The sequence below is a fragment of the Kitasatospora sp. NPDC024654 genome, assembly GCF_055559155.1.
Map to the genome: position 1 here is coordinate 100,306 of NZ_JBVHLF010000019.1, position 22,126 is coordinate 122,431.

Sequence of the window (22,126 nt, forward strand, 5' to 3'; positions counted from 1 at the left end):
ACCACACAAAACCCCCCCCCCCCCCAGACCCCCCCCCCCCCCCCCCCCCCCCCCCCCCCCGTCTCCCCCCCCCCCCCCCCCCCCCGGCTCCCCCCCCCCCCCCCCCCCCCCGGCGTTTCGGTTGTCAGCGGGCCGTCGGCACGCTCAGCACTCGATGACGGTCCGCAGCGCCTCGCCGCCGCGCATCTGCTCCAGTGCCAGGTTCACCTCGGCCAGCGGGACCCGGTGGGTGAGCATGCCGGCCAGGTCCAGCCGCCCGGACCGCCACAGCTCGACCGCCAGCGCGATCGTCCGGGTCACCTCGGCGCCGCCGTAGAGCGAGGGCAGCAGCCGCTTCTCGTTGTAGAACAGCTCGGCCATGCTGAACTGCGCCAGATCGTCCCTGGCCCCGGCACCGACCACCACCACGGCGCCACCGCGCCGGGCCGCGCCGTAACCGGCCCGGACCGTCTCCGCCCGGCCGACCGCCTCGAACACGTAGTCGTACCCGCCGGACGGCAGCCCTTTGGCCGCCGCCTTCAGCTCGTCGGGGGCGAGCACGTCGGTGGCGCCGAAGACGAGCGCCCGCTCGCGCCGGGAGGCCACCGGATCGACCACGCTGATCCGGCCCGCGCCGCGGATCCGGGCGCCCTGCACAGCGGCGATGCCCACCCCGCCCGCGCCGATCACCGCGACCGAGGCACCGGGCTCCACCCGCGCGGTGTTGACCGCCGCACCGAGCCCGGTGGTGACCCCGCAGCCGAGTAGCGCGGCCAGCTCGTACGGCAGGTCGGCCGGCACCTTGAGCGCGGCCTCGGCGGCGACCACGACCTCCTCGGCGAAGGTACCGGTGTTGTAGAAACCGAAGGCGTCGATGCCGCCGCCGATCCGGAACGACGGGGTGCCCAGCCCGACCAGGCTGGCCGTGCACAGGTGCCCCTGGCCACGCCGGCAGTGCGGGCAGCGGCCGCAGGGCGCCATCCAGCAGAGCGCCACCCGGTCGCCGACCGCGAGGTCCGCCACCCCCTCGCCGACCTCGACCACCTCGCCCGCTCCCTCGTGCCCCGGCACGAACGGCGCCTGCTGCGGCAGCACCCCGCTCATCGCGGAGAGGTCGGAGTGGCAGAGGCTGGTGGCCCTGATCCGCACCCGCACCCGGCCAGGGCCGAACCCGACCGCCTCGACGTCGTCCCGCACCTCCAGTTCCCGCTGCCCGATGGTGTGCAGAACGGCTGCGCGCATGCCGGCCCTCCCGGAGTGGTCCCGTACTGTCCGGCTGGATTCTCCTCCCAGCCCCGGCGGCACACCACACCCGCCCCGAACCCGGGGGCTACCAGCCAGTAGAAGGGGAGTGACGACGATCGAGTAAGGTCCCGGACAGAGCCGCCGGCACCACGACAGGAGCAGCATGACCGACACCCTGGCCAGCAGCGCCCCCGCCCCCGAGGTGCTCGCGGCGTTCGAGGCGGCGACCGGCTTCATGCCCGCCGACGAGGGCCTCGCGCTGTACGCGGCGGCCGTCGAGGCGGCCACCCGGACCGGGGCGCCCCTGCTGGAGATCGGCACCTACTGCGGCCGCTCGGCGATCCTGCTGGCCGCCGCCGCGCGGGAGACCGGGACGGTGGCGCTGACCGTCGACCACCACCGCGGCTCCGAGGAGCAGCAGCCCGGTTGGGAGTACCACGACCCGTCGCTGGTCGACCCCGAGGTCGGCCTGATGGACACCCTCCCCCGGTTCCGCCGCACCCTGCACGCCGCCGGGCTGGAGCAGCACGTGATCGCCCTGGTCGGGCGTTCGCCGCAGGTCGCGGCGGTCTGGGGCGGCCCGCTCGGCCTGGTCTTCATCGACGGCGGGCACACCGACGAGCACGCCACCGGCGACTACCTGGGCTGGGCGCCGAAGCTCGCCGAGGGCGGGCTGCTGGTGATCCACGACGTCTTCCCCGACCCGGCGGACGGCGGCCAGGCGCCGTACCGGGTCTACCTGCGGGCGCTCGCGGACGGCTTCGCGGAGGTCTCGGTGACCGGCTCGCTGCGGGTGCTGCGCCGGTCGGCCCTCGGGTAGCGGCCACGCCGGTTTCCCGAGCGGCGACACCCGCTCGGGAGGCCCCGGCCGGTACGGTGTCGGCGGACGTCCCCGGCACCGCCGACGGGCGTCCGCCGAGCAGCCGAGGCGTGAAGGCGGGGGCCAGCGAATGACGGAGCAGCAGGGCGAGCCGATCCCGGCGGTCTGGGATCCCACCGCGGCGGGCGGCGCGGGCGGCTGGGTCCGGCCGGAACGCCCGGGCGCGGCGACGGCGGCCGAGCCGGAGCAGTCCACCGCCCGGCGCCCGAGCCGCCCGGCCGCGCCGCCGCTTCCCCCGCCCCCGGTACCCGGGCACCAACCGATGCCGGCCGCTCCCCCCGCGCCCGAGTACCGCCCGACGCCGCCGGTCAGCGCCCCGCCACCACCGGCCGCCGCCCCCGCGCCGCCCACCCACCCACCAAGCGACACGCCCGAGCCACGCCCCGGCTCCCGCCGCGGTCCGCTACTGATCGGTGCCGGCCTGCTACTGGCCGTGGGCGTCGGCGCCGGCGGCGTGCTCGCCCTCCAGCACGGCTCCGGCACCGCGGGCAGCGCCCGGCCCCCGCTCAACGCCGCGCCCCCGCCCACCGTCGCCTCACCCCCGGCCACCACCGGCGCCACGTCCGGCGGTGCCGGCGCGACGCCGAGCCCGAGCGCCGTCCCGAGCGGCGGCGCGGCCGGACCGAACGCCCAGGCCGAGGCCCAGGCGCTGAACGACCTGCTGACGGGGGCCGCGCCCCCGACCTCGATCAGCAACACGGTGGCGCAGGTGGCCAGTTGCCCGGCGAAGCCCATCATCGACGGCGACGTGCAGGTCTTCACCTCGGACGTCACCCGGCTCGCCCCGCTGCTCGGCAAGCTGAGCAAGCTCGACCTCAACGACCTGCCCGGCGGAGCGGCGGCGGCCCAGTACCTGTGGACCGCCTGGCAGCAGGCCGGCAACGCCGACACCTCGTACGCCAGCTGGGCCAGGAGTGTCAGCGGGTGCAGCGGGATGGCCCCGACCACCACGGACAAGCAGAACGCCGACACCAGCTCCGAGCTCGCCACTCAGAACAAGCAGCAGTTCGTCACCTGGTGGGGCCAGCTCGCCCCCACCTACGGCCTGCAGTCACCCAGCACGGACAGGATCTGACGCGCCCGTGAACCATTCGCACCTCCGCTCCCCCGCCCTGCGGCTGCTGCTCGCCGCCCCACTCTGCCTGGCCGGCCTGACCGGCTGCGGAACCGCCGCCGGCAGTACCCCCGCGGTACGCCCGGCCACCGCCACCGCCTCGTCCGTCCCGAGCGCGACCGCCGCCCCCGAGCCGCTGGCGGGCAGGACCGTGGTCCTCGACCCCGGCCACAACCCCGGCAACGTCGACCACACCACCGAGATCAACCAGCAGGTGGACGTCGGCAACGGCCACAAGGACTGCGACACCACCGGCACCGAGACCGACGCCGGCTACACCGAGGCCGCCTACACGCTGGACGTCGCCCACCGGGTCCGCGCCCTGCTCCAGGCCGAGGGCGCGACCGTGATCCTCACCCAGGACGGCGACCGCCCCTGGGGCCCCTGCGTCACCGAGCGCGCGGCCATCGGCAACAACGCCCACGCGGACGCCGCCATCTCGATCCACGCCGACGGCGGACCGGCCTCCGGCAGCGGGTTCCACGTGATCCTGCCCGCCACCGTGATGGCCGGGCAGGCCGACACCACGGCGATCGTCGGACCGTCCCGCCGGCTCGGGCTGCTGATCCGGGACGACTTCAAGGCCGCCACCGGCGAGCAGTTCGCCGACTACGTCGCCGACCAGGGCCTGGACACCCGCGGTGACCTCGGTGGGCTGAACCTGTCCACGGTACCCAAGGTCTTCATCGAGTGCGGCAACATGCGCAACGCCGGTGACGCCCGGCGGTTGACCGATCCTCAGTGGCGCCAGCAGGCGGCCCAGGGCATCGCGAACGGCTTCACCGCCTACCTCACCAGCGACGCCGGCTGACTCGGTGTCACCAGATCGGCCGGGCCTCCGCCACACCGCCGCCCGCGAGCCCCCTGTCGGCGGCCGAATCCACGGGCCATAGGCTCGGTGCCGGGCCGGCTGTGCTGGTCGTCAGTACAATCACAGCCCGTCACGCCGTCCACGACACACCAACGAGGGGAACGTTAGTGAATCTGCGCGCTCTCACCAAGGGAGACGCCGCCGTCGCGGGTGCGGCGGTCCTGCTTCTCATCTCATCGTTCCTGCCGTACTACTCGGTCTGCCTGCTCAACAGCTGCCAGTCCAACAGCGCCTGGGACACCTCCCTGTTCCCGGTGCTCCCGTCGATCTACCTGCTCGGCATCGCGGCCGCCGCGCTGATCCTGCTGCAGCGGTTCCAGGGCGAGGCGGCGAAGACCCGGCAGATCCTCGGACTGCGGCTGGACCAGTGGGGCACCGCGTTCTCGGTGGCCGCGCTGTGGACCGCGATCTGGTCGATTGGCGGCGGCGGCTCGGCCGTGAGCCACAGCATCGGCGCCTACCTGGGCCTGCTGGCCACGCTGGTGCTGGCCGGCGCCGCGGTGGCCGGGCCGCTGCTCCCCGTGCTGCAGACCCCGCTGCTCTCCGACAAGCCCGCCGCCCCGGCACAGGTCGGCTACCCCGGCGCGACCGGCGGCTACCCCGGCGGCCCCCAGCAGGCCGGCTACGGCTACCCGGGCATGCCCGGCGCGAACCAGGGCCAGGCCCAGGGCCCGGCGAACGGCCAGACCTTCGGCGGCCAGCCGGTCCCGGGCGGCTACGGCTACCCGGCCCCCGGCCAGGAGAGCCCGTTCGCCCAGCCGACCCCGGCGCAGGAGAACCCGTTCGCCCAGCCCGCCCAGGCGCAGGAGAACCCCTTCGCCCAGCCCGCCCCGGCGCAGGAGAACCCCTTCACCCAGCCCGCCCCGGCGCAGGAGAACCCCTTCACCCAGCCCGCCCCGGCACAGCCCGCGGCGTCGACCCCCGAGCCCGCGCCGGCGCCGGCCGCCGCCGAGCCGGAGGCCGCCCGGCCGGCGGACTTCGCGCCGTTCTGGTTCGCCGTGCCGGTCCCGCGCCAGCTCAGCCCGAAGGACGGCACGCCCGGCCCCGCGGTCGGCGAGCTGCTCCCGGGCACCTGGTACCTCGCGGTGGACCAGCGCGGCAGCGCCCTGGTCGCCCAGCTGCAGGACGGCACCCAGGGCCTGCTGACCGACACCTCGGGCATCCAGCGCGGCTGACCCGCCGCACGCGAGAACGGACGGGCCCGGCGGGAGAACCTCCCGCCGGGCCCGTCCGTCGTCCGCACCGACCGCTCAGCAGCAGCCCTCCGGCGCCAGGCCGACCGGCAGCTGGTCGGCGCCGAACACCGCGACCGTCGCCGGGTCCCCGCCCAGCGCGGCCACCGCGAGCAGCAGCGCGCCGGCCGTCCAGGTGGTGCGCTCCTCGGGCCAGCGGGCGTCGTCCTCGAAGACGTACCCGGTCCAGTACGAGCCGTCCTCGTACCGCAGGTGCTGGATCCAGCGCAGGATCTCCACCGCCCGGTCGGACTCGCCCACCGCCCAGAGCGCGAGCGCGAGTTCGGCGCTCTCGCCGCCGGTCACCCAGGGCCGGTCGCTGACACAGCGGACACCCAGCTCCGGCACCACGAAGCGCTCCCAGCCGGCGGCCAGGCGGGCGTGCGCCGCCGGACCGCGCAGCGCGCTGCCCAGCACCGGGTAGTACCAGTCCATCGAGTAACGGTCCTTGTCGAGGAACCGCTCGGGGTGGTGGGCCACCGCGTGCCGCAACCGGCCGGTGGCCAGCTCCCAGTCGGGCTGCGGCTCTTCGAGGTGTTCGGCAATGGCCAGGCCGCAGCGCAGGGCGTGCAGGATGCTGGACGAGCCGGTCAGCAGGGCCTCCTGGACGGCGCTGCCGTCCTCGTCGAGCCGCCAGGCGATCGGGCCGCCGGGCAGCTGCAGGCCGACCGTGAAGTCCAGCGCGCGCCGGACCACCGGCCACATCCGCTCCAGGAACGCGTCGTCCCCGGTGCTGAGGTGGTGGTGCCAGACGCCGACCGCCACGTAGGCGCAGAAGTTGGTCTCCTTGGCCGGGTTGCTCACCAGCTCGGCGCCGTCGCCGAAGTAGCCCGCGTACCAGGAGCCGTCCGGGTTCTGCCGGTCCGCCAGCCAGCGGTAGGCGGCCTCGGCGGCGGCGCGCTCGCCGGCCGCGTCCAGCGCCATGGCGGCCTCGGTGTGGTCCCACGGGTCCAGGTGACCGCCGGTGAACCACGGTATCGCGCCGTCCGGGCGCTGTTCGGCGAGGATGCTGCGGACCGTGGCGGCGGCCTGCCCGGCGTCCAGCACACCGGGCAGCAGCAGGGTCTCGGGCGTGGCCAGCCCGTCCGCCGTCGTCATGCGCCGGCCCGGTTCGGCTTGCTCGCGTACGCGACGAAGCTCTTGCCGATCACCGGGTTGAGCGCGGCCTCGGCGGCCTTGGTCAGCTTGCTGATCACCGGGGTGCCGACGATGTCCCAGACCAGCAGCTGGTGGTAGGCCTTGACCGGCAGCGCCTTCTCGTTGTCGACGCCGACCGCGCACTTGATCCACCAGTACGGCGAGTGCAGCGCGTGCGCGTGGTGCGTGCCGTACGGGGTGAGCCCGGCCTCGCGCAGCTTGTCGAGCAGTTCGTCGCCGCGGTAGATCCGGATGTGGCCGCCCTCGACCTCGTGGTACTCGTCGGAGAGCGCCCAGCAGATCTTCTCCGGCAGCCAGCGCGGCACGGTCACCGCGAGCAGCCCGCCCGGCTTCAGCACCCGGGTCATCTCGGCGAGCACGCCCTTGTCGTCCGGGATGTGCTCCATCACCTCGGAAATGATGATCTTGTCGAAGGACTCGTCCTCGAACGGCAGCGCCAGCGCGTTGCCCTCCATCGCGGTCGCGGAGGCGCCGGCCGGGGCCTCGCCGGCCGCGGCCATCGCGTCGAACCACTTCCGGACCTCGGCGATCTCCGCCGCGTTCTGGTCCAGGGCGACCACGTTGGCGCCGCGGCGGTAGCACTCGAACGCGTGCCGGCCACCGCCGCACCCCAGGTCGAGCACCCGGTCGCCAGGGGCGAGCGGGAAGCGGGAGAAGTCGACGGTCAGCACAGCGGGACTCCCATTCGTTACTGCATCACTGAGGGTACTGGGGGTGACGACGGGTCAGGCATGCCGCGGCAACCCCACGGTCAGGCGACGTAGCGCCAGCCGGCTCCGGCCCGGGCGCGCTGCCCGACGCCGGTGGCGATGGCCGCCCGGTAGCGGTCGACGGTCAGCTCGGCGGCGCGCTCCCAGGTGAATCGTTCCAGCACCCGCTGCCGGCCCGCCGCGCCGAGCCGCGCGCGCAGCCCCGGATCGTCCAGCAGCCGGCCGAGCGCCTGCCCCAGCGCACCCGGATCGCCCGGCGGCACGGCCAGGCAGGTCTCCTCGTCCGGGCCGGCCACCTCGGGGATCGCCCCGCCGGTGGTGGCGACCAGCGGGGTTCCGGTGGCCATCGCCTCGGCGGCGGGCAGCGAGAACCCCTCGTACAGCGAGGGCACGCAGGCCACCTCGGCCGAGCGGTAGAGGTCCACCAGCTCCTGGTCGGTCAGTCCGGTGCGGAAGTCGATGAACGGCTCCAGACCGAACCGGCGCACGGCGTCCGCGACCGGGCCCTGGCCCTGCTTCTTGCAGACCACCACCAGGTGCGCGTCCCGCTCGGTGCGCACCTTCGCCAGGGCCTCCACCAGGTGCACCAACCCCTTCAGCGGGACGTCCGCGCTGGAGGTGGCGACGATCCGGCCGGGCACCACCGGGACCTCGTCGGACGGCGACCAGAGCCGGGTGTCCGCGCCGATCGGCACCACCGAGACCGCGCCCGGGGCCACCCCGAGCTGCTCGGTGATCTCGGTCCGGGAGCTGCCGGAGACGGTGATCACCTGGTCCAGCCGGGCAGCCACCCGGCGCTGCATCCGGGTGAAGGCGTACCAGCGGCGCAGCGAGAGCCGCTTGAGCGGGGTGGGGGCCGCCTCCAGCTCCAACCGGCGGTCCACGGTGACCGGGTGATGGATCGTGGTGACCAGGGGGAAGCCGTGCCTGGCCAGGCCGAGCAGGCCGTAGCCGAGGGTCTGGTTGTCGTGCACCACGTCGTAGCGGCCCTTGTGCGCGGCCAGGTACTGCCGGGCGCGCAGCGAGAAGGTGAGCGGCTCGGGGAACCCGCCGGTCCACATCGTGGCGACCTCCAGCAGGTCCACCGGTCCGCGGTACTCGGACAGGGCGGGGGTGCGGAACGGGTCGTCGGCGCGGTAGAGGTCGAGGCTGGGCAGCTCCACCAGGCGGACCGAGCCGGGCCCGGCGACCTCGTCCAGCACCGGGAACGGCTGCGCGCCGATCACGTCCACGTGGTGGCCGAGCCGGGCCAGCTCCCGCGACAGGTGCCGGACGTAGACGCCCTGGCCACCGCAGAACGGGTCTCCCCGGTAGGACAGCAGCGCGATCCGCAGCGGACGCCGGTCGGCCGTGGAGGGTGGCTGCCCCGTCATGCTCGGACCCTTCTACCCAGATCAATTGTCACGGTGGTGCGCAGTTCGTCATTGAGAGACCTCGAAGATACCGGCCCGTAGCTTCCGCATCGGAGCCAGGGTTGGTGATTCCGGACACGCTGGGACGGACCGGCCACCGGGGCACCGCCCAACCGGATGCCGTGCGCCCGGAGGGCTCCGGCCCGGAGGGCTCCGGATAGAGTCGGGGGAACCCCGCCCGCGCCCGTTCCGCGGTGCGTGACCCCGGCCGCCGCTCGAAAGGCCAGCCCCCGCTCCTGTTCTTGGCCGTCTACGGCGCCGTCTCGGCGGTCCTCTACGACACCGTCATGAACCTCCAGGGCTGGCTACATCGGAGGCCTGAGCAGTTCGGTCTCCTTCGTCCCGGGCGCCCCGCCCAGCGCCAACCCGCCGCGCTTCGCGCTCTACTGCCTGACCACCTCGATGGGCTGGGACCTCCCCCGGGCTGCCCTCACCGCCACCCTCGCCCTGACCCTCGGCACCCCGGTCCTGCGCGCCCTCCGCCGCGCCACCCGCCGCGCCGCGTTCACCGCCCGGTCGCCTTCGCCCCCCGGCCCGGGGCCGCCCCGCCGACCCCGGACCCTCCGCCCCCTCGCCTCAGGCCTTCGGGCCGGTCGACTGAACCACCTCGAACGACCACAGCGTCGACCCCGAGGCCGCCGGCTTCTGTGCCGCGTCCCCGGCCGGCCGGTGCGCCGCCTGCATCGGCCCGGTCATCCACGCCTGGAACGCCTCCTCGGACGCCCACCGCGTGTACACCAGGTACTGATCGGTCCCCTCCACCGGGCGGAGGAGTTCGAACCACTCGAAGCCGTCCGAGCTCTCCACCGCCCCGGCCCGCGAGGCGAACCGCTGCTCCAACACCTCCCGCTGCTCCGCGGGGACAGTCAGCACGTTGATCTTCACGACGCTGGGCACATGACACCTCTCATTGGAGGGGGCCCGACCTGGGCACCCGATCTGGACCATGTGCGAGCAGTCTCCTACATCCGACAGTCAAAGAAGCGTGAAGACGACCGCCCCGACGCCACTGCTGACCGCTGAGCTGGTCGACCGGCGGGACGCGGCCCGACTGGTCCACCGTCACCGCCGCCCCACCGCCGGAGTCGAACGCGACCGCGGGGTTCCGCCGTCGCCGTCGGTGACGTACCGTCAGCGCGCGCCGACCGCGGGGAGGCGGCGGGCGTGGTCGTCGGCCGTCGCGCGCAGGGAGTCCAGCAGCGCGGCGACCGGGGCGACACGGACCATGTCCGGCCAGAGCAGGGCGAAGATCCGGCGGGCCGGCCAGTCCCGCAGCGGGCGGGCCACCACGCGGGGGTCGATGTGCGCGCCGACGCCGAGCTCGTTCATGATCGCCACCCCGATCCGGTTGGCCACCAGGCAGTGGATGGTCAGTTGGTCGTCCGAGGTGGCGGCGATCCGCGGAGTGAATCCGGCGTCCTGGCAGGCGGCGAGGAAGCGGGCCCGGCCGCTCTCCGAACTGACCGGCCGGGCCGAGTTCGTGACGCTCACCTACGACCAGCCGCTGACCAGCTTCGCCGTGACCACGGTGGCGTACGTCCTGATCACCCTGACGTCCGGCCTGATCGCCGGGCGGATCGAACGGAAGGTGGCGATCCGGCGATGAGCGACGAGAGCCGCCTGCTCTTCGACCCGCCGGGCCCGCGGGCCCGCCGCCGGATCCGGACCGCGACCGGCGTCTCGCTGGTCGCGATCGCCGGCCTGGCCTCACTGACGTTCCGTCAGTTCGCCACCGATGGACAGCTCTCGGCCGATCAGTGGTCGATGTTCGGCCAGTGGCCGATCATCCAGTTCCTGCTGGCCGGACTTGGGCAGACGCTGCTGGTCACGGTGGTCGCCGCAGCGTTCGCCTTCCCGTTCGGCGCGTTGCTCGCGCTCGTCCGGCTCAGCCGGAGCCGGGCGGCACGGGCCCTGGCCCGCGGCTACGTGGAGCTGTTCCGGGCCGTCCCGCTGCTGCTGCTCCTCTACGTCTTCCTCTTCGCGCTGCCCAGGGCCGGGGTGACCCTCCCGGTCTTCTGGCAGCTGGTGCTCGCCATCGCACTGAGCAACGCGTCGGTGATCGCGGAGATCTTCCGGGCCGGCGCGCTCGCCCTGCCACGTGGGCAGGGCGAGGCCGCACAGAGCCTCGGGATGACCCACTGGCAGGCGCTGCGGTGGGTGGTGATCCCGCAGGCCGTCCGCAGGCTACTGCCAGCGCTGGTAAGCCAGTTGGTGCGGCTGCTCAAGGACTCCTCGCTGGGCTACGTGGTCAGCTACCTGGAGCTGCTGCACAAGACCCAGGTGCTCGGCGAGTACTACCACACCGTACTCTCAAGCTACTTGGTCGGCGCGGCCTGCTACATACTGATCAACGCGAGCCTGTCGGGACTCGCGAGCCGACTCGAACGCCACCGCGGCTGATCCCGCAACTCCCCTACGCATCAGATTGGTTGAAACATGTGCCGCCTGCTCGGCGTGGTCACGCCCGACCCGACGCGGTTGGCCGACTCGCTGACCGACCTGATCGAGCCGTTCGCCGGACTCTCCCGCGAACACCGCGACGGCTGGGGCGTCGCGGCCTGGCACACCGGCGGCGAACTCGCGGTGACCCGGGACCTGGTGCCCGCCCACGCGAGCGCGCGGTTCCCCGAGACGCTGGCCGGCTCGGTCACCGACGCGGCCATCCTGCACATCCGGATGGCCAGCCCCGGCCTCGCGACCGAACCCCACAACACGCACCCCTTCAGCGCCGGCGCGATCGCCTTCGCGCACAACGGCTACTTCACACCCGTCGACGCGGTCGACCATCTGATAGACCCCGACCTGCTGGCCGGCGCCGGCGGGGAGACCGACTCGGAGCGGTACTTCCTGCGGGTGCTCTCCCGGCTGCACGACGAGGACCCGGTCGACGCCCTCGCCCTGGCCGCCGCCGACATCCGCGGGCGCGCCCGGTTCGCCAGCCTGAACTGCCTGCTGCTCACCCAGCACGCCCTCTACGCCTACTCCGAGGAGAACCCGGACTCGGAGGTGAGCCGGCGCCGCGGCCCGGACTTCTTCCGGCTCCGCTACCAGGCACGGCCCGACCGGGTGGTGGTCGCCTCCAGCGGCATCGGGCCGCAGCACGAGGAGGGCTGGTCCGTGCTGCCCTACCACCACGTGCTGGAGATCCGCCGCAGTGACCTGCGCGTCTCGACCCACCTGGTCCGCTCGGGCCGGCCGGAGGTGACCGCGACCGCCCGGTGTTGACTCGACCGCTCACCGTCAACGGTTGGTCACGATCAATAATCATCACCCGAAAGCGGGCACATGGGATGCCGGTCTAAAGTGGGGAGGAGATCACGCAGCCCACCGTCCGCGTGGCCGGGTAGGGGTGATTGATGACCGCGGCGCTCAACTTCACGAGCGGCTCCTCCCTGCTCGCCGCCTACGGCGCCCTCGCGGTGCTGCTGGTGACGTTCGCCGAGGCCGGGCTGCTGGTGGTGGGGTTCTTCGTCCCCGGTGACACCCTGCTCTTCCCGGCCGGCGTGCTCTGCGCCGGCGACCCGACCGGCACCACCCACCACGGGCCCTACCTCACCCTCTGGCAGGTGCTGCTCTGCGCGGCGGTCGGCTCGATCGCGGGGACCCAGCTGGGGTTCGTGATCGGCCGGCGCGGCGGCCAGGCGCTGCTGTCGCACAGCCGCAGCGCCCGGTTGAAGAGCACCGCGACCCGCTCCGCGGAGCTGCTGGCGCGCTACGGGCACGGCAAGGCGATCGTGCTCGGACGGTTCGTGCCGATGGTGCGCACCGTGCTGGGCCCGGCGGCGGGCGCGCTGCGGGTCCCCACCCGGACGTTCACGCTCTGGCAGGTGATCGGCGGCCTGGCCTGGACCCAGGGGACGGTGCTGGCCGGCTGGGCGCTGGGGGCGTCCTTCCCGGGGATAGAGAACTACCTGCTGCCGGTGATCCTGCTGATCGTGGCGGTCTCCACGCTCCCGCTGCTGCTCTCCCGGCGGAAGGGGAGGGCGAAGAACGTGCCACCCGAGAGCGAGATCACCGCCGGCGACGACCGCGCGGGCTGAGCCGGCTCAGAACGAGCGCCCCTCGCTGTGCGGCACGTGCGGCTCCGGCGTCGGGTCCGGCCGGTCCCGCTCGTCACCGCAGAGCGTGGCGCTGAGCCGGTTCAGCAACTGGGCCAGGTCGTCGAACTGCTTCTCGTCCCAGTCGCCCAGCAGTTGCGCGAGCTGGTGACGCCGGGCGGCCACCAGCCGCTTCGCCACCTCCTCCCCCGCCACGGTGAGCCGCATCGGCAGCCCGTTGCGCAGCGCCAGCCCCCGTCCCTCGACCTCCCGGGCGGCGGCCTCCACCACCTGCGGCGGGACGACCTTGCGCTCGGCCAGCTCGGCGGGCTCCACCGAGCCCTGCCGGTGCATCTGCAGGATCAGCCAGCTGGACGCGGGCATCAGGTCGAGCCCGGCTTCGGCGGTGATCCGCCGGTAGAGGTCACGGCGCGCCTCCCGGGTGTTCAGCACGGAGAGCGCGCGAGCGATCTCGTCCACCGAGGAACGCTCGACCGGGTTCATGCCGATCGACTCGCCCAGGTCCGGCGCGGTGACGGAGGCCCGCAGCGGCTGCTCCCGGATGAACCAGGCCAGCACGAAGGCCGCCGCCGCGATCGGCGCCGCGTAGACGAAGACGTGGGCGATCGAGGCGGCGAAGGCGTGCAGCACGCTGTGCCGGGCGGCGGCCGGCAGGGCGCGCAGCACGCGCGGGTCGGAGGTGACCGCGCCGGCCGAGAAGCCCGGTGGCAGCGGCACGCCCGTCAGGGCCTCCCGGAGCCGGTGGTTGAGCCCGCTGGTGAAGATGGTGCCGAAGATCGAGACGCCGAAGGAGGCACCGATCGACCGGAAGAAGGTCGCGGCCGCGGTGGCCACCCCCAGGTCCTGGTAGCCGACCGAGTTCTGCACGATCAGCACCAACACCTGGAGCACCAGGCCCAGCCCGAGGCCGAAGACCAGGAAGTACAGGCTCATCACGGTGGTCGAGGTGGCCTCGGTGAGTCGGGAGAGCAGCACCAGGCCCACCGTCACCACGGCCGTTCCCGCGATCGGGAAGACCCGGTAGTGACCGGTTCGAGCAACGATCTGACCGGAACCGACCGAGGTGACCAGCATGCCGAGCACCATCGGCAGCATGTGCACCCCGGAGAGCGTGGGTGAGACGCCCTGCACCACCTGGAGGAAGGTGGGCAGGTAGGTGAGCGCGCCGAACATTGCGAAGCCCACCACGAAGGAGATCACCGCGACCAGGCTGAAGGTCCGCGAAGCGAACAGCCGCGGTGGCAGCACCGCCTCCTCGGCCTTCCGCTCCACCGCGACGAAGGCGACCAGCAGCACCACCCCGAGCACGCCCAGGCCGATGATCCGCCAGGAGCCCCAGGGCCAGGTCACCCCGCCGAGCGAGGTCATCAGCACGAAGCAGGTGGCGACCGCGGCGATCAGCACGATGCCCGGGTAGTCGATCCGGTGCTGCTGCCGGGTCTGGGCGCCGTGCAGCACCACCGCGATGACGGCCAGCGCGACCACGCCGATCGGCAGGTTGATGTAGAAGACCCAGCGCCAGGAGAGCTGGTCCACAAAGAAGCCGCCGAGCAGCGGCCCGAGCACGCTGGTGGCGCCGAAGACCGCGCCGAACAGACCCTGGTACTTGCCGCGGTCGCGCGGCGGGACCAGGTCTCCGACGATCGCCTGGGTCAGCACGATCAGCCCGCCGCCGCCGAGCCCCTGCAGAGCCCGGAAGGCGATCAGCTGACCCATGCTCTGGGCCAGCCCGCAGAGCGCCGAGCCGACCAGGAAGATCACGATGGAGGCCTGGAAGAACCGCTTCCGGCCGTACATGTCGCCGAGCTTGCCCCAGAGCGGGGTGACCGCGGTGGAGGCCAGCAGGTAGGCGGTGACCACCCAGGAGAGGTGCTCCAGGCCGCCGAGGTCGCTGACGATGGTGGGCAGCGCGGTGGAGACGATGGTCTGGTCGAGGGCCGCGAGCAGCAGGGCCAGCAACAGCGCCCCGATCGGCACCCAGAGGTTGTGAACGGGCTGCTGGGCCGGGGAGGCGGGCGGCTCGGTCTCCAACGTCAGGTCCGCCATCGGAGTCCTCCTAGCTGATCATCATTCCAATTTCTGATCGTGTCAGATTCGGGATGGTATGAGCGCTTTGGTTGGGCCATCCGTAAGTGCGGGACGGGGTCTCGGCACTGTTCGGCTTAAGCGGTGTCCTGCATAATCGGGCGCGTCCACACCCCGTCAGCGTTCCGAGGAGGGCCGGCCCATGCCGGGAGAGCACTGCCCCGCATGTGGCACCGATCGGACCACCGGCGGTTGCGGCTGCCACCCCGACGTCACCGAGACCGCCGTGCTGCCGCCGCTGGACGGGACGCCGCTGGTCCGGCCGTACGCCCCGGAGGTGCCCGAGGAGCCGGCCGACGGGTACCCGACGACCGTGTTCCCGCCGTTCCCGGCCGGACCGCCCACGGCCGACGGACACGCGACCACCGTCCTACCCCCGGTCGGCGCCGGCCAACCGCACTCGTACGAACCCGCACCACCGCGAGCCGACGCGCACGCGACCACCGTGCTGCCGCCCGTACCGGCCCAGCCGCCGTTGCCCCCCGTACCGCCGATGCCGCCGGGCCCGCCGCACCAGCGCGAGCTGGGTCTCTTCCCGCTCGCCGGCGAGTCCGCCCCCGCGCCCGGGCGCGCCGCCTCCCGCCGGGCCGCCAGACGTGGCAGACCCGGCGTGCTGGCCGCCGCCGGTGCCGGACTGGCCGCGGTCGGCGTGGGTGTCGCGTTCCTGCTCTCCCCCTCGGCCGACGGCCACAAGCAGGCGCTCGCCCCGCAGCCGACCGGCGCCCCCGACCTCAGCCCGACGCCGAGCCCGAGCGCCCCGCCGGCCGACGCCTCCCCCACCGCCAGCGCCGCGCCGGCGACCACCGCGCCGGCCGCCCCGAGCGCGCCGCGCACCGTCGCCGCACCCCGGCCGACCACGCCGCCGGCGCCGAGGACCAGCGCACCCCCGGCCCCCGCGACGGCCGCCCCACCCCCGCCGACCACGGCCGCCCCGACCAGCGCGGCCCCCAGCCCGGCCTTCCAACCCCTGAGCTCGGGGATGACCGGACCGGACGTGGCCACCCTGCAGTCCCAGCTGGTCGCCGCCGGCTGCCTGGACCAGGACCGCTACACCTCCGGTGTCTTCGACAAGCGGACCCGGAACGCGGTCAGCACCCTGCAGGACGAGAACCTGCCCTGGGGCTCGTACCAGCGGGGTGTGTACGACAGCCAGACCCAGCAGGCCCTGCAACAGGGCGCCACCTGCTGACCGCTCCGGTCAGCCCGTCACCGCGCCCACCAGGCTGATCCCCGCCAGCGCCAGCATCGCCGCCGCCGCGACCCGGATGATCACCTTCATCGGCACGTGCTTCAGCAGCTTCTGCCCGCCCAGCACCGCCAGGCCGCCCACCGCGCAGAGGGCCAGCCAGGCGCCCAGCCCCACCGAGAGCGGGTCGGCGTACTCGGCGGCCAGGTTGGCGGTCATGATCTGGGTCAGATCGCCGAACTCGGCGACCGCGACGACCAGGAAGCTCGCCCCGGCGACCTTCCAGAAGCCGTTCGACGACGGTGCCTTGGCCTCGTGCGCCTCCTCGTCGTGCTTGTGCAGCAGCAGCATCGCCGCGCCGACCAGGAAGAGCGCCCCGGTGACCCCCTCGACCCAGCGGTGCGGCAGCAGCGCCAGCAGCGAGCCGGCCGCCAGCGCCAGGCCGACCTGCAGCGCCATCGCCGCCGCGATCCCGGCGAAGACGTACGCCGCCCGGTAGCGGGTGCCGAGCATCAGTGCGGCCAGCGCGGTCTTGTCCGGCAGCTCGGCCAGGAAGATGATGCCGAAGGTCACGGCGAAAACGGTCAGGTCCATCAGGAGTCGGTGTCCCTACGGTCGGGCTGTCCGGCCTGCGGTCCGATAAAAAAGAGACCTCGGCCCGACAGCGCTGGTTCATGGTCACAGCACTGCGGCCGAAGGTCTCGCCGACACCCGCTCGAACCGGCCGGGTGTCCCGGGCGCCGGGCCACCGTCTGCAGGAGCAGGGCGGCCAGTATGTCGACGGTCCGGTGGAGGGATGCTCTGGGCTACTCCCCTTCAACGCCTCCACCGTACCGGACGCCGTACCAGCCCCCGCCCGACCAGTTCCAGCACCACCACGATCGCCACTCCCTCCACCGCGAGCAGCGCGATCAGCACGAAGAGCTGCACCGCCCCCGCCGCCAGCGGGGTGGCCCCGCCGAGCAGCATGCCGACGAAGGCGCCGGGCAGGGTGACCAGCCCGACCGTACGGGTCTGGTCCAGTGCCGGCACCAGCGAGGTCGCGGCGGCCGTCCGGCAGATCTCCAGCCGGGCGTCCCGCTCGGCGAGGCCCAGCGCCAGGGCGGCCTCCACCTCGCCGTTCCGCTGGGTCAGCTCGTCCAGCGCGCGCCGCCCGGCCAGCGAGGTGGCGGTCAGCGCGCCGCCGATCAGGATGCCCGCCACCGGCACGATCGACAGGCCCTGCCAGGGCAGCAGCCGCAGCCCGAGCAACAGCGCCAGCACCGGCAGCACCCCGGCCGCGATCGGCGCCGCCGCCCAGGCCCAGAGCCAGCCGGGGGCGTCGGTCATCCGCCGCCCGGCGGTGCGGACCGCCACCGAGAACATCACCAGCACGAAGAACGCGGTCCACCAGAGCGAGTGCACCACCCAGGTGATCACGAAGGCGACCGCGCCCAGCTGGACCACCGCCCGCACCCCGGCCCGCGCCACCGCCCGCCCGTGTCCGAGCATGCCCCAGCCGGCCACCGCGATCCCCGCCACCAGCAGCACCGCCATGGTCGCCCAGAGCAGCGGGGTGACCGGCAGCAGCTGACCGCTCGACGCCCCCGCCGCCAGCCCCGGGCGTACCGCCATCAGATCCAGCTGACGAACCACATGTGATCCTGCCAATCGGTCATCGGAATGACCTCGGCAGTGTAGAGCGGCAGGAAGTACAGGAAACAGCCCATCACCGCCAGCACCAGCCCGCCGGCCGCCACCGCGCCGACCGCCCGCCGGCGCGGGCCGCACCCGGCCGGGCCGAGCATCGCGCCGAGCAGCTGGGCGCAGGCCAGGCAGAGGAACGGGACCAGCACCACCATGTAGAAGGAGAAGATGGTGCGCTGCTGGAACTGGAACCACGGCAGGTAGATCCCGGCCACCGCGCAGAGCACCGCGCCGGAGCGCCAGTCCCGCCGGAAGAACCAGCACCAGAGCAGGTAGACCAGCGCGAAGCACGCCAGCCACCAGAGCAGCGGGGTACCCAGCGCCAGGATCTGGGTGGTGCAGCCGCCGGAGGCGTGGCAACCCTGCTGGCCGGTCGGCACGGTCTGCCAGTACATGCTGACCGGGCGGCCCTGGACCAGCCAGCTCCACGGGTTGGATTGGTAGGTGTGCGGGGTGGTCAGCGTGGTGTTGAAGGTGTACATCTCCGCCTGGTAGTGCCACCAGCTGCGCAGCGCGGGCGGGAAGAACCCGCCGGTCCGGCCGAGCGCCCAGATCCGGTCGTAGCCGCTGTCGGTGGCGAACCAGCCGCTCCAGGAGGCCAGGTAGGTCCCCGCCGCCACCAGGACCAGCGAGGCGAAGGCCGGCAGCGCGTCCCGGCGCAGCATGCCGCGCAGCGGGTGGCGGGCACCCGCGGCCCGCCGGCCGCCCTGGTCCCAGAGCACGGTGAGCAGACCGAAGGCGGCCAGGATCTGCAGGCCGTTCCACTTGGTCGAGCAGGCCGCACCGAGCAGCAGTCCGGCGGCCAGCCGCCAGGGCCGCAGGCCGAGCCGGATCCGGTCGCCGTCCACGCCGGGCGCGGCCAGCCGGGCCCGGGTGTGGTCCCGGTCGATCAGCAGGCAGCCGAAGGCGGCCAGTACGAAGAACATCAGGATGCCGTCGAGCAGACCGACCCGGCTCATCACGAGCTGCAGGCCGTCCACCGACATCAGCAGCGCGGCGGTGCAGCCGATCAGCGTGGAGCGGAACAGCCGGCGCCCGATCCGGGCCAGCATCAGCACCGAGAGCGTGCCGAGCAGCGCCACCATCACCCGCCAGCCGAACGGGTGCAGGCCGAACGCCCACTCGCCGAGGGCGATCACCCACTTGCCGAGCGGCGGATGGGCCACGAAGGCCGGCTCGGGACTCAGCGGGACGACCTGCGGCACGGCGAGGATCTGGTCGTTCGAGGTGCTGGTCCAGAACCCCTCGTAGCCCTGGTGGAGCAGGGACCACGCGTCCTTGGGGTAGTACGTCTCGTCGAAGACGAACGCGTTGGGGTAACCCAGGTTCCAGAACCGCAGCACCCCGGCGAAGAGCGCGACCGCGAGCGGGCCGAGCCAGCCGGAGTAACGGGCCGCCCAGGAGAGGCGCCGGGCCCATGCCACGGCGCTGCTCCTGGGCGGTTGCGGATCGGCTACCTGTTCGGCGACAGCCGTCTCTGCCATGACACCACCGAGGTCGACGCTCTTGATCTCGCGGGCGACCCTATGCCCCGGCCGCCCCCCGCGTCACCCTCTCACGCCGCGGTCTGCAGCTCGCGGACCGGCACGAGGACGGGCTCCGGGCGCTCGGCGTTGTCCTGGGCCGGGGTGAGGTGACGGCGCAGCCGCAGCGCCACGGCGATGATCAGCAGGGTGCAGCAGGTCATCGCGGCCAGGTAGAGCGGCCAGGTGCCGGAGCCGACCAGCAGCACGCCGACCGCCGGGCCGACCGCGATGGCCAGCTGCTTGACCAGCGCGAACGCCGAGTTGTAGGTGCCCAGCAGCCGGGCCGGTGCCAGGTCGGCGACGATCGGGCCGAGGGTCGGCGCGAGCAGCGACTCGCCGGCGCCGAACAGCACGTAGATCGAGACGACGGCGATCGTCGCGGCCAGTGCCTCGCCGCGGATCAGACCGGCCAGCAGCGCGGCACCCCAGGCGCCGAGCCAGATCACACCGGTGGCGGCCATCGCGGTGGTGCGCCGGCGCCGGGCGGTGACCCGGACCATGAACATCTGCAGCACCACGATGGTCAGCGCGTTGGCGCCGATCGCCAGGCCCAGGGTGGCCGGAGCGGTCTTCACGGTGTCGGTGGCGAAGGCCGCGACGCCGGACTCGAACTGGCCGTAGCAGGTGAAGAAGATCAGCCCGGCCAGCAGGCAGAGCCGGGCCATCGCCTTGTCGGCGGCCAGCGCGCGCAGCCCGCTCGGGCCGCCGGGGACCTCGACCAGGGTCGGCGCCGCCTGCGGGATCCGGGCGGTCCCGGTGACCGCGGCCAGGCCGAGCAGCGAGAGCGCCTCGATGGTGAAGAGCCGGGTCAGGCTGGCCGGGTCGGCGGCGTCGACGATCTGGCCGCCGACCAGCGCTCCGAGGCCCATGCCCAGGTTGGTCAGGGTGAACTGCAAGGCGAAGGCGTGCGAGCGGGTCTTCGCGCTGGAGCAGCGGACCACCATGGTGGCCAGCGCCGGCTGGGTGGTGGTGATCCCGCCGCCGAACAGGAACGAGGAGATCAGCAGTCCGGTCGTGGTGGTGGCGTGACCGAAGGAGAACGCGCCGGTGGCGGCCAGCACGCAACCGGCCAGCAGCACCGGGCGCGGGCCGTAGCGGTCGATGCCGCGGCCCGCGAAGGGCAGCACGACCAGCGCGGCCAGCGCGAAGACCGTGAAGACCAGACCGGCGGCGAGCGAACCGAGCCCGCGCACCTGGTCCACGTACACGAACATGTACGGCATCGTGAAGCCGCTGCCGAACGCGCTCAGCGCGTTGCCGACCTGCACCCGGCGCAGGGCGCCGCCCGTTCCGTACTTCTGCTGGTTCATGGGAGACACCCCTTCGACGATTAGGACCGCAAGACTTCAGAGCTAAAATATAAGAACCGTAAGACTGTCCTGTCAAAGGCTTAACCGGGGCAGCCGCACGTGGGAGACTGGGCGCATGAGCGCACGCAAAACCGCGCCGGCGGATGGCACCGAGCTGGACATCGCCGAGCAAGTCGCCATCTACCAGCGGGAGTTCCCCACCGTGGACCCGCAGGTGGAGACCATCGTGTCCTCCCTGTCCCGGGTCGCCCGGCGGATGGGGGTGGCCTACAGCCGGCAGCTGACTGTGCTCGGAATCACCAGTGCGGAGTGGGAGGTGCTCAAGGCCCTGGTGGTCGCGGGCAGCCCGTACCGGCTGGGACCGAGCGAACTGGCCAAGCGACTGGGGCTCACGCCGGCGGCGATGACCCACCGGATCGACCGGATGGTCACCGAGGACCTGGTGACCCGGGAGCGCGACGAGACCAACCGGGTCCGGGTGATCATCGAGCTGACCGAGAACGGCCGGGACAAGTGGCTGGAGTCGATGCGGATGGCGGCGGTCTTCGAGGAGGAGCTGCTGCAGGACATCGCTCCCGAGGAGCGGGGCGTGCTCGCCGGGATGCTCGGGCGGATGCTGCGGCGGATCGAGGACGGCACACCCTGAAGGGCAGCCGGGACGCCGCGAGTCGGCGGCGGCCTGAGTGGCGAGCCCCGGGAGCCTGGGTGAGGGTGTAGCCGGGGGGCAACAACCGGACCGCTCCGCCCTGGAGGCGACACCGATGCCCGTGGTCAGCAACCCGTACCCGCCCGGCACCCCGTGCTGGGTCGACCTGATGGCCCCCGACCAGCAGGCCGCCATCGACTTCTACTGCGATCTCTTCGGCTGGCAGGGCGAGAAGGGGCCGGAGGAGTTCGGCGGCTACGCGATCCTCACCCTGAACGACAAGCCGGTGGCCGGGATCGGCCCGGCCATGGCGGTGGGCGACAACCCGCCGCCGCCCACCGCCTGGACCACCTACCTCTCCTCGGCCGACGCGGAGGCCACCGCGGCCCGGATCACCGGCGCCGGCGGCGCGTTGATCGTGCCGGCGATGGAGGTCGGCACGGCCGGCAAGATGCTGATCGCCACCGACCCGACCGGCGCGGTCTTCGGCGTCTGGCAACCGCTGGACTTCTTCGGCGCGCAGATCGTCAACGAGCCGGGCGCGGTGATCTGGAACGAGCTCAACACCAGCGACCCGGCCGCCGCCTCGTCCTTCTACCCCGCGGCGCTGGGCGTCGGGGTCGCCCCGATGGAGGGCATGGACGGCTACTTCGCGCTGAACGTCGACGGGCGGACCGTCGGCGGGCTGCAGGGGCTGGCGAACCAGCCGCCGGGCACCCCCTCGCACTGGGCCACCTACTTCTCGGTGGACGACGTCGACAGCACGGTGGACGCGGCGGTGAAGGCGGGCGGCACGCTGCTGGCGGCACCCTTCGACAGCCCGGTCGGGCGGATGGCCTCGGTCGGGGACCCGCAGGGCGGGCCCTTCTGGATCATCGCGGCACAGGGACCCACGCCGTCCTGACGTCCTGACGTCCTGACCCGGGAACGGGCACGGGGGGGGGGGGGGGGGGGGGGGGGGGGGGGGGGGGGGGGGGGGGGGGGGGGGGGGGGGGGGGGGGGGGGGGGGGGGGGGGGGGGGGGGGGGG

22 protein-coding genes are annotated in these 22,126 nt (G+C 73.4%); 11 read left to right on the forward strand and 11 right to left on the reverse strand.

The window, feature by feature from the left end:
* Nucleotides 1-144: 144 nt before the first annotated feature.
* The gene (locus ACZ38L_RS14575) at nucleotides 145-1,221 is read right to left on the reverse strand and encodes an alcohol dehydrogenase catalytic domain-containing protein (protein WP_465692730.1); all 1,077 of its coding nucleotides are present in this window, start codon (nucleotides 1,219-1,221) and stop codon (nucleotides 145-147) included.
* A gap of 166 nt (nucleotides 1,222-1,387) precedes the next feature.
* Between ACZ38L_RS14575 and ACZ38L_RS14580 the strand changes: the two genes are divergently transcribed.
* The 4 genes from ACZ38L_RS14580 to ACZ38L_RS14595 all read left to right on the forward strand — a co-directional run bounded on the left by ACZ38L_RS14580 (nucleotide 1,388) and on the right by ACZ38L_RS14595 (nucleotide 5,264).
* Nucleotides 1,388-2,044 carry a class I SAM-dependent methyltransferase gene (locus ACZ38L_RS14580; protein WP_465692732.1) on the forward strand — a complete coding sequence of 219 codons (657 nt, stop codon included), beginning with the start codon at nucleotides 1,388-1,390 and terminating at the stop codon, nucleotides 2,042-2,044.
* Between the two features lie 130 nt (nucleotides 2,045-2,174).
* Nucleotides 2,175-3,179, forward strand: coding sequence for a hypothetical protein (locus ACZ38L_RS14585; protein ID WP_465692734.1), 1,005 nt, complete (start codon nucleotides 2,175-2,177; stop codon nucleotides 3,177-3,179).
* Nucleotides 3,180-3,186: 7 nt separating this feature from the next.
* Entirely contained in the window at nucleotides 3,187-4,029 is an 843-nt protein-coding gene (locus tag ACZ38L_RS14590) for an N-acetylmuramoyl-L-alanine amidase (RefSeq protein WP_465692736.1), read from the forward strand.
* A gap of 167 nt (nucleotides 4,030-4,196) precedes the next feature.
* Nucleotides 4,197-5,264, forward strand: coding sequence for a hypothetical protein (locus ACZ38L_RS14595; RefSeq protein ID WP_465692738.1), 1,068 nt, complete (start codon nucleotides 4,197-4,199; stop codon nucleotides 5,262-5,264).
* Nucleotides 5,265-5,339: 75 nt separating this feature from the next.
* On the opposite strand, the gene ACZ38L_RS14600 is transcribed toward ACZ38L_RS14595, so the two are convergent.
* The 5 genes from ACZ38L_RS14600 to ACZ38L_RS14620 form a co-directional block, all read right to left on the reverse strand.
* Nucleotides 5,340-6,419, reverse strand: a complete 1,080-nt coding sequence (locus ACZ38L_RS14600) for a prenyltransferase (RefSeq protein WP_465692740.1) — start codon at nucleotides 6,417-6,419, stop codon at nucleotides 5,340-5,342.
* Nucleotides 6,416-7,150, reverse strand: coding sequence for a class I SAM-dependent methyltransferase (locus ACZ38L_RS14605; protein WP_465692742.1), 735 nt, complete (start codon nucleotides 7,148-7,150; stop codon nucleotides 6,416-6,418). Before ACZ38L_RS14605 ends, ACZ38L_RS14600 begins: the two co-directional genes overlap by 4 nt.
* 80 nt (nucleotides 7,151-7,230) lie before the next feature.
* The gene (locus ACZ38L_RS14610; protein WP_465692744.1) at nucleotides 7,231-8,562 is read right to left on the reverse strand and encodes a glycosyltransferase family 4 protein; all 1,332 of its coding nucleotides are present in this window, start codon (nucleotides 8,560-8,562) and stop codon (nucleotides 7,231-7,233) included.
* 615 nt (nucleotides 8,563-9,177) lie between these two features.
* A complete protein-coding gene (locus ACZ38L_RS14615) occupies nucleotides 9,178-9,549 on the reverse strand; it encodes an antibiotic biosynthesis monooxygenase family protein (RefSeq protein ID WP_465692746.1) in 372 nt (123 codons plus the stop codon).
* A gap of 183 nt (nucleotides 9,550-9,732) precedes the next feature.
* Nucleotides 9,733-10,092 (reverse strand): LysR substrate-binding domain-containing protein, encoded by a 360-nt coding sequence (locus ACZ38L_RS14620; protein WP_465692748.1) that lies wholly within the window; start codon nucleotides 10,090-10,092, stop codon nucleotides 9,733-9,735.
* Between ACZ38L_RS14620 and ACZ38L_RS14625 the strand changes: the two genes are divergently transcribed.
* The 4 genes from ACZ38L_RS14625 to ACZ38L_RS14640 all read left to right on the forward strand — a co-directional run bounded on the left by ACZ38L_RS14625 (nucleotide 10,082) and on the right by ACZ38L_RS14640 (nucleotide 12,641).
* Nucleotides 10,082-10,207, forward strand: a complete 126-nt coding sequence (locus ACZ38L_RS14625) for a hypothetical protein (RefSeq protein ID WP_465692750.1) — start codon at nucleotides 10,082-10,084, stop codon at nucleotides 10,205-10,207. The two genes, ACZ38L_RS14620 and ACZ38L_RS14625, sit on opposite strands and share 11 nt — an antisense overlap.
* Complete coding sequence (locus tag ACZ38L_RS14630; protein ID WP_465692752.1) at nucleotides 10,204-11,001, forward strand: amino acid ABC transporter permease; 798 nt, start codon at nucleotides 10,204-10,206, stop codon at nucleotides 10,999-11,001. Before ACZ38L_RS14625 ends, ACZ38L_RS14630 begins: the two co-directional genes overlap by 4 nt.
* 36 nt (nucleotides 11,002-11,037) lie before the next feature.
* Complete coding sequence (locus ACZ38L_RS14635) at nucleotides 11,038-11,826, forward strand: class II glutamine amidotransferase (protein WP_465692754.1); 789 nt, start codon at nucleotides 11,038-11,040, stop codon at nucleotides 11,824-11,826.
* A gap of 131 nt (nucleotides 11,827-11,957) precedes the next feature.
* A complete protein-coding gene (locus ACZ38L_RS14640) occupies nucleotides 11,958-12,641 on the forward strand; it encodes a DedA family protein (RefSeq protein WP_465692756.1) in 684 nt (227 codons plus the stop codon).
* Between the two features lie 6 nt (nucleotides 12,642-12,647).
* On the opposite strand, the gene ACZ38L_RS14645 is transcribed toward ACZ38L_RS14640, so the two are convergent.
* The gene (locus ACZ38L_RS14645) at nucleotides 12,648-14,705 is read right to left on the reverse strand and encodes an MFS transporter (RefSeq protein ID WP_465692758.1); all 2,058 of its coding nucleotides are present in this window, start codon (nucleotides 14,703-14,705) and stop codon (nucleotides 12,648-12,650) included.
* Between the two features lie 181 nt (nucleotides 14,706-14,886).
* Between ACZ38L_RS14645 and ACZ38L_RS14650 the strand changes: the two genes are divergently transcribed.
* Nucleotides 14,887-15,933, forward strand: coding sequence for a peptidoglycan-binding domain-containing protein (locus tag ACZ38L_RS14650; RefSeq protein WP_465692761.1), 1,047 nt, complete (start codon nucleotides 14,887-14,889; stop codon nucleotides 15,931-15,933).
* A 9-nt stretch (nucleotides 15,934-15,942) separates the two neighbouring features.
* Here ACZ38L_RS14650 and ACZ38L_RS14655 read toward each other — a convergent pair whose 3' ends face one another.
* The 4 genes from ACZ38L_RS14655 to ACZ38L_RS14670 all read right to left on the reverse strand — a co-directional run bounded on the left by ACZ38L_RS14655 (nucleotide 15,943) and on the right by ACZ38L_RS14670 (nucleotide 20,452).
* The gene (locus tag ACZ38L_RS14655; protein ID WP_465692782.1) at nucleotides 15,943-16,527 is read right to left on the reverse strand and encodes a TMEM165/GDT1 family protein; all 585 of its coding nucleotides are present in this window, start codon (nucleotides 16,525-16,527) and stop codon (nucleotides 15,943-15,945) included.
* Nucleotides 16,528-16,746: 219 nt separating this feature from the next.
* Entirely contained in the window at nucleotides 16,747-17,544 is a 798-nt protein-coding gene (locus ACZ38L_RS14660) for an ABC transporter permease (RefSeq protein ID WP_465692763.1), read from the reverse strand.
* Nucleotides 17,544-19,100 carry a dolichyl-phosphate-mannose--protein mannosyltransferase gene (locus tag ACZ38L_RS14665; protein WP_465692765.1) on the reverse strand — a complete coding sequence of 519 codons (1,557 nt, stop codon included), beginning with the start codon at nucleotides 19,098-19,100 and terminating at the stop codon, nucleotides 17,544-17,546. Before ACZ38L_RS14665 ends, ACZ38L_RS14660 begins: the two co-directional genes overlap by 1 nt.
* A gap of 71 nt (nucleotides 19,101-19,171) precedes the next feature.
* Nucleotides 19,172-20,452 carry an MFS transporter gene (locus tag ACZ38L_RS14670; RefSeq protein ID WP_465692767.1) on the reverse strand — a complete coding sequence of 427 codons (1,281 nt, stop codon included), beginning with the start codon at nucleotides 20,450-20,452 and terminating at the stop codon, nucleotides 19,172-19,174.
* A 115-nt stretch (nucleotides 20,453-20,567) separates the two neighbouring features.
* Between ACZ38L_RS14670 and ACZ38L_RS14675 the strand changes: the two genes are divergently transcribed.
* Both ACZ38L_RS14675 and ACZ38L_RS14680 read left to right on the forward strand, forming a co-directional pair.
* Nucleotides 20,568-21,098, forward strand: a complete 531-nt coding sequence (locus ACZ38L_RS14675) for a MarR family winged helix-turn-helix transcriptional regulator (RefSeq protein ID WP_465692769.1) — start codon at nucleotides 20,568-20,570, stop codon at nucleotides 21,096-21,098.
* A gap of 115 nt (nucleotides 21,099-21,213) precedes the next feature.
* Entirely contained in the window at nucleotides 21,214-22,002 is a 789-nt protein-coding gene (locus ACZ38L_RS14680; protein WP_465692771.1) for a VOC family protein, read from the forward strand.
* The last annotated feature ends 124 nt before the right edge of the window (nucleotides 22,003-22,126 follow it).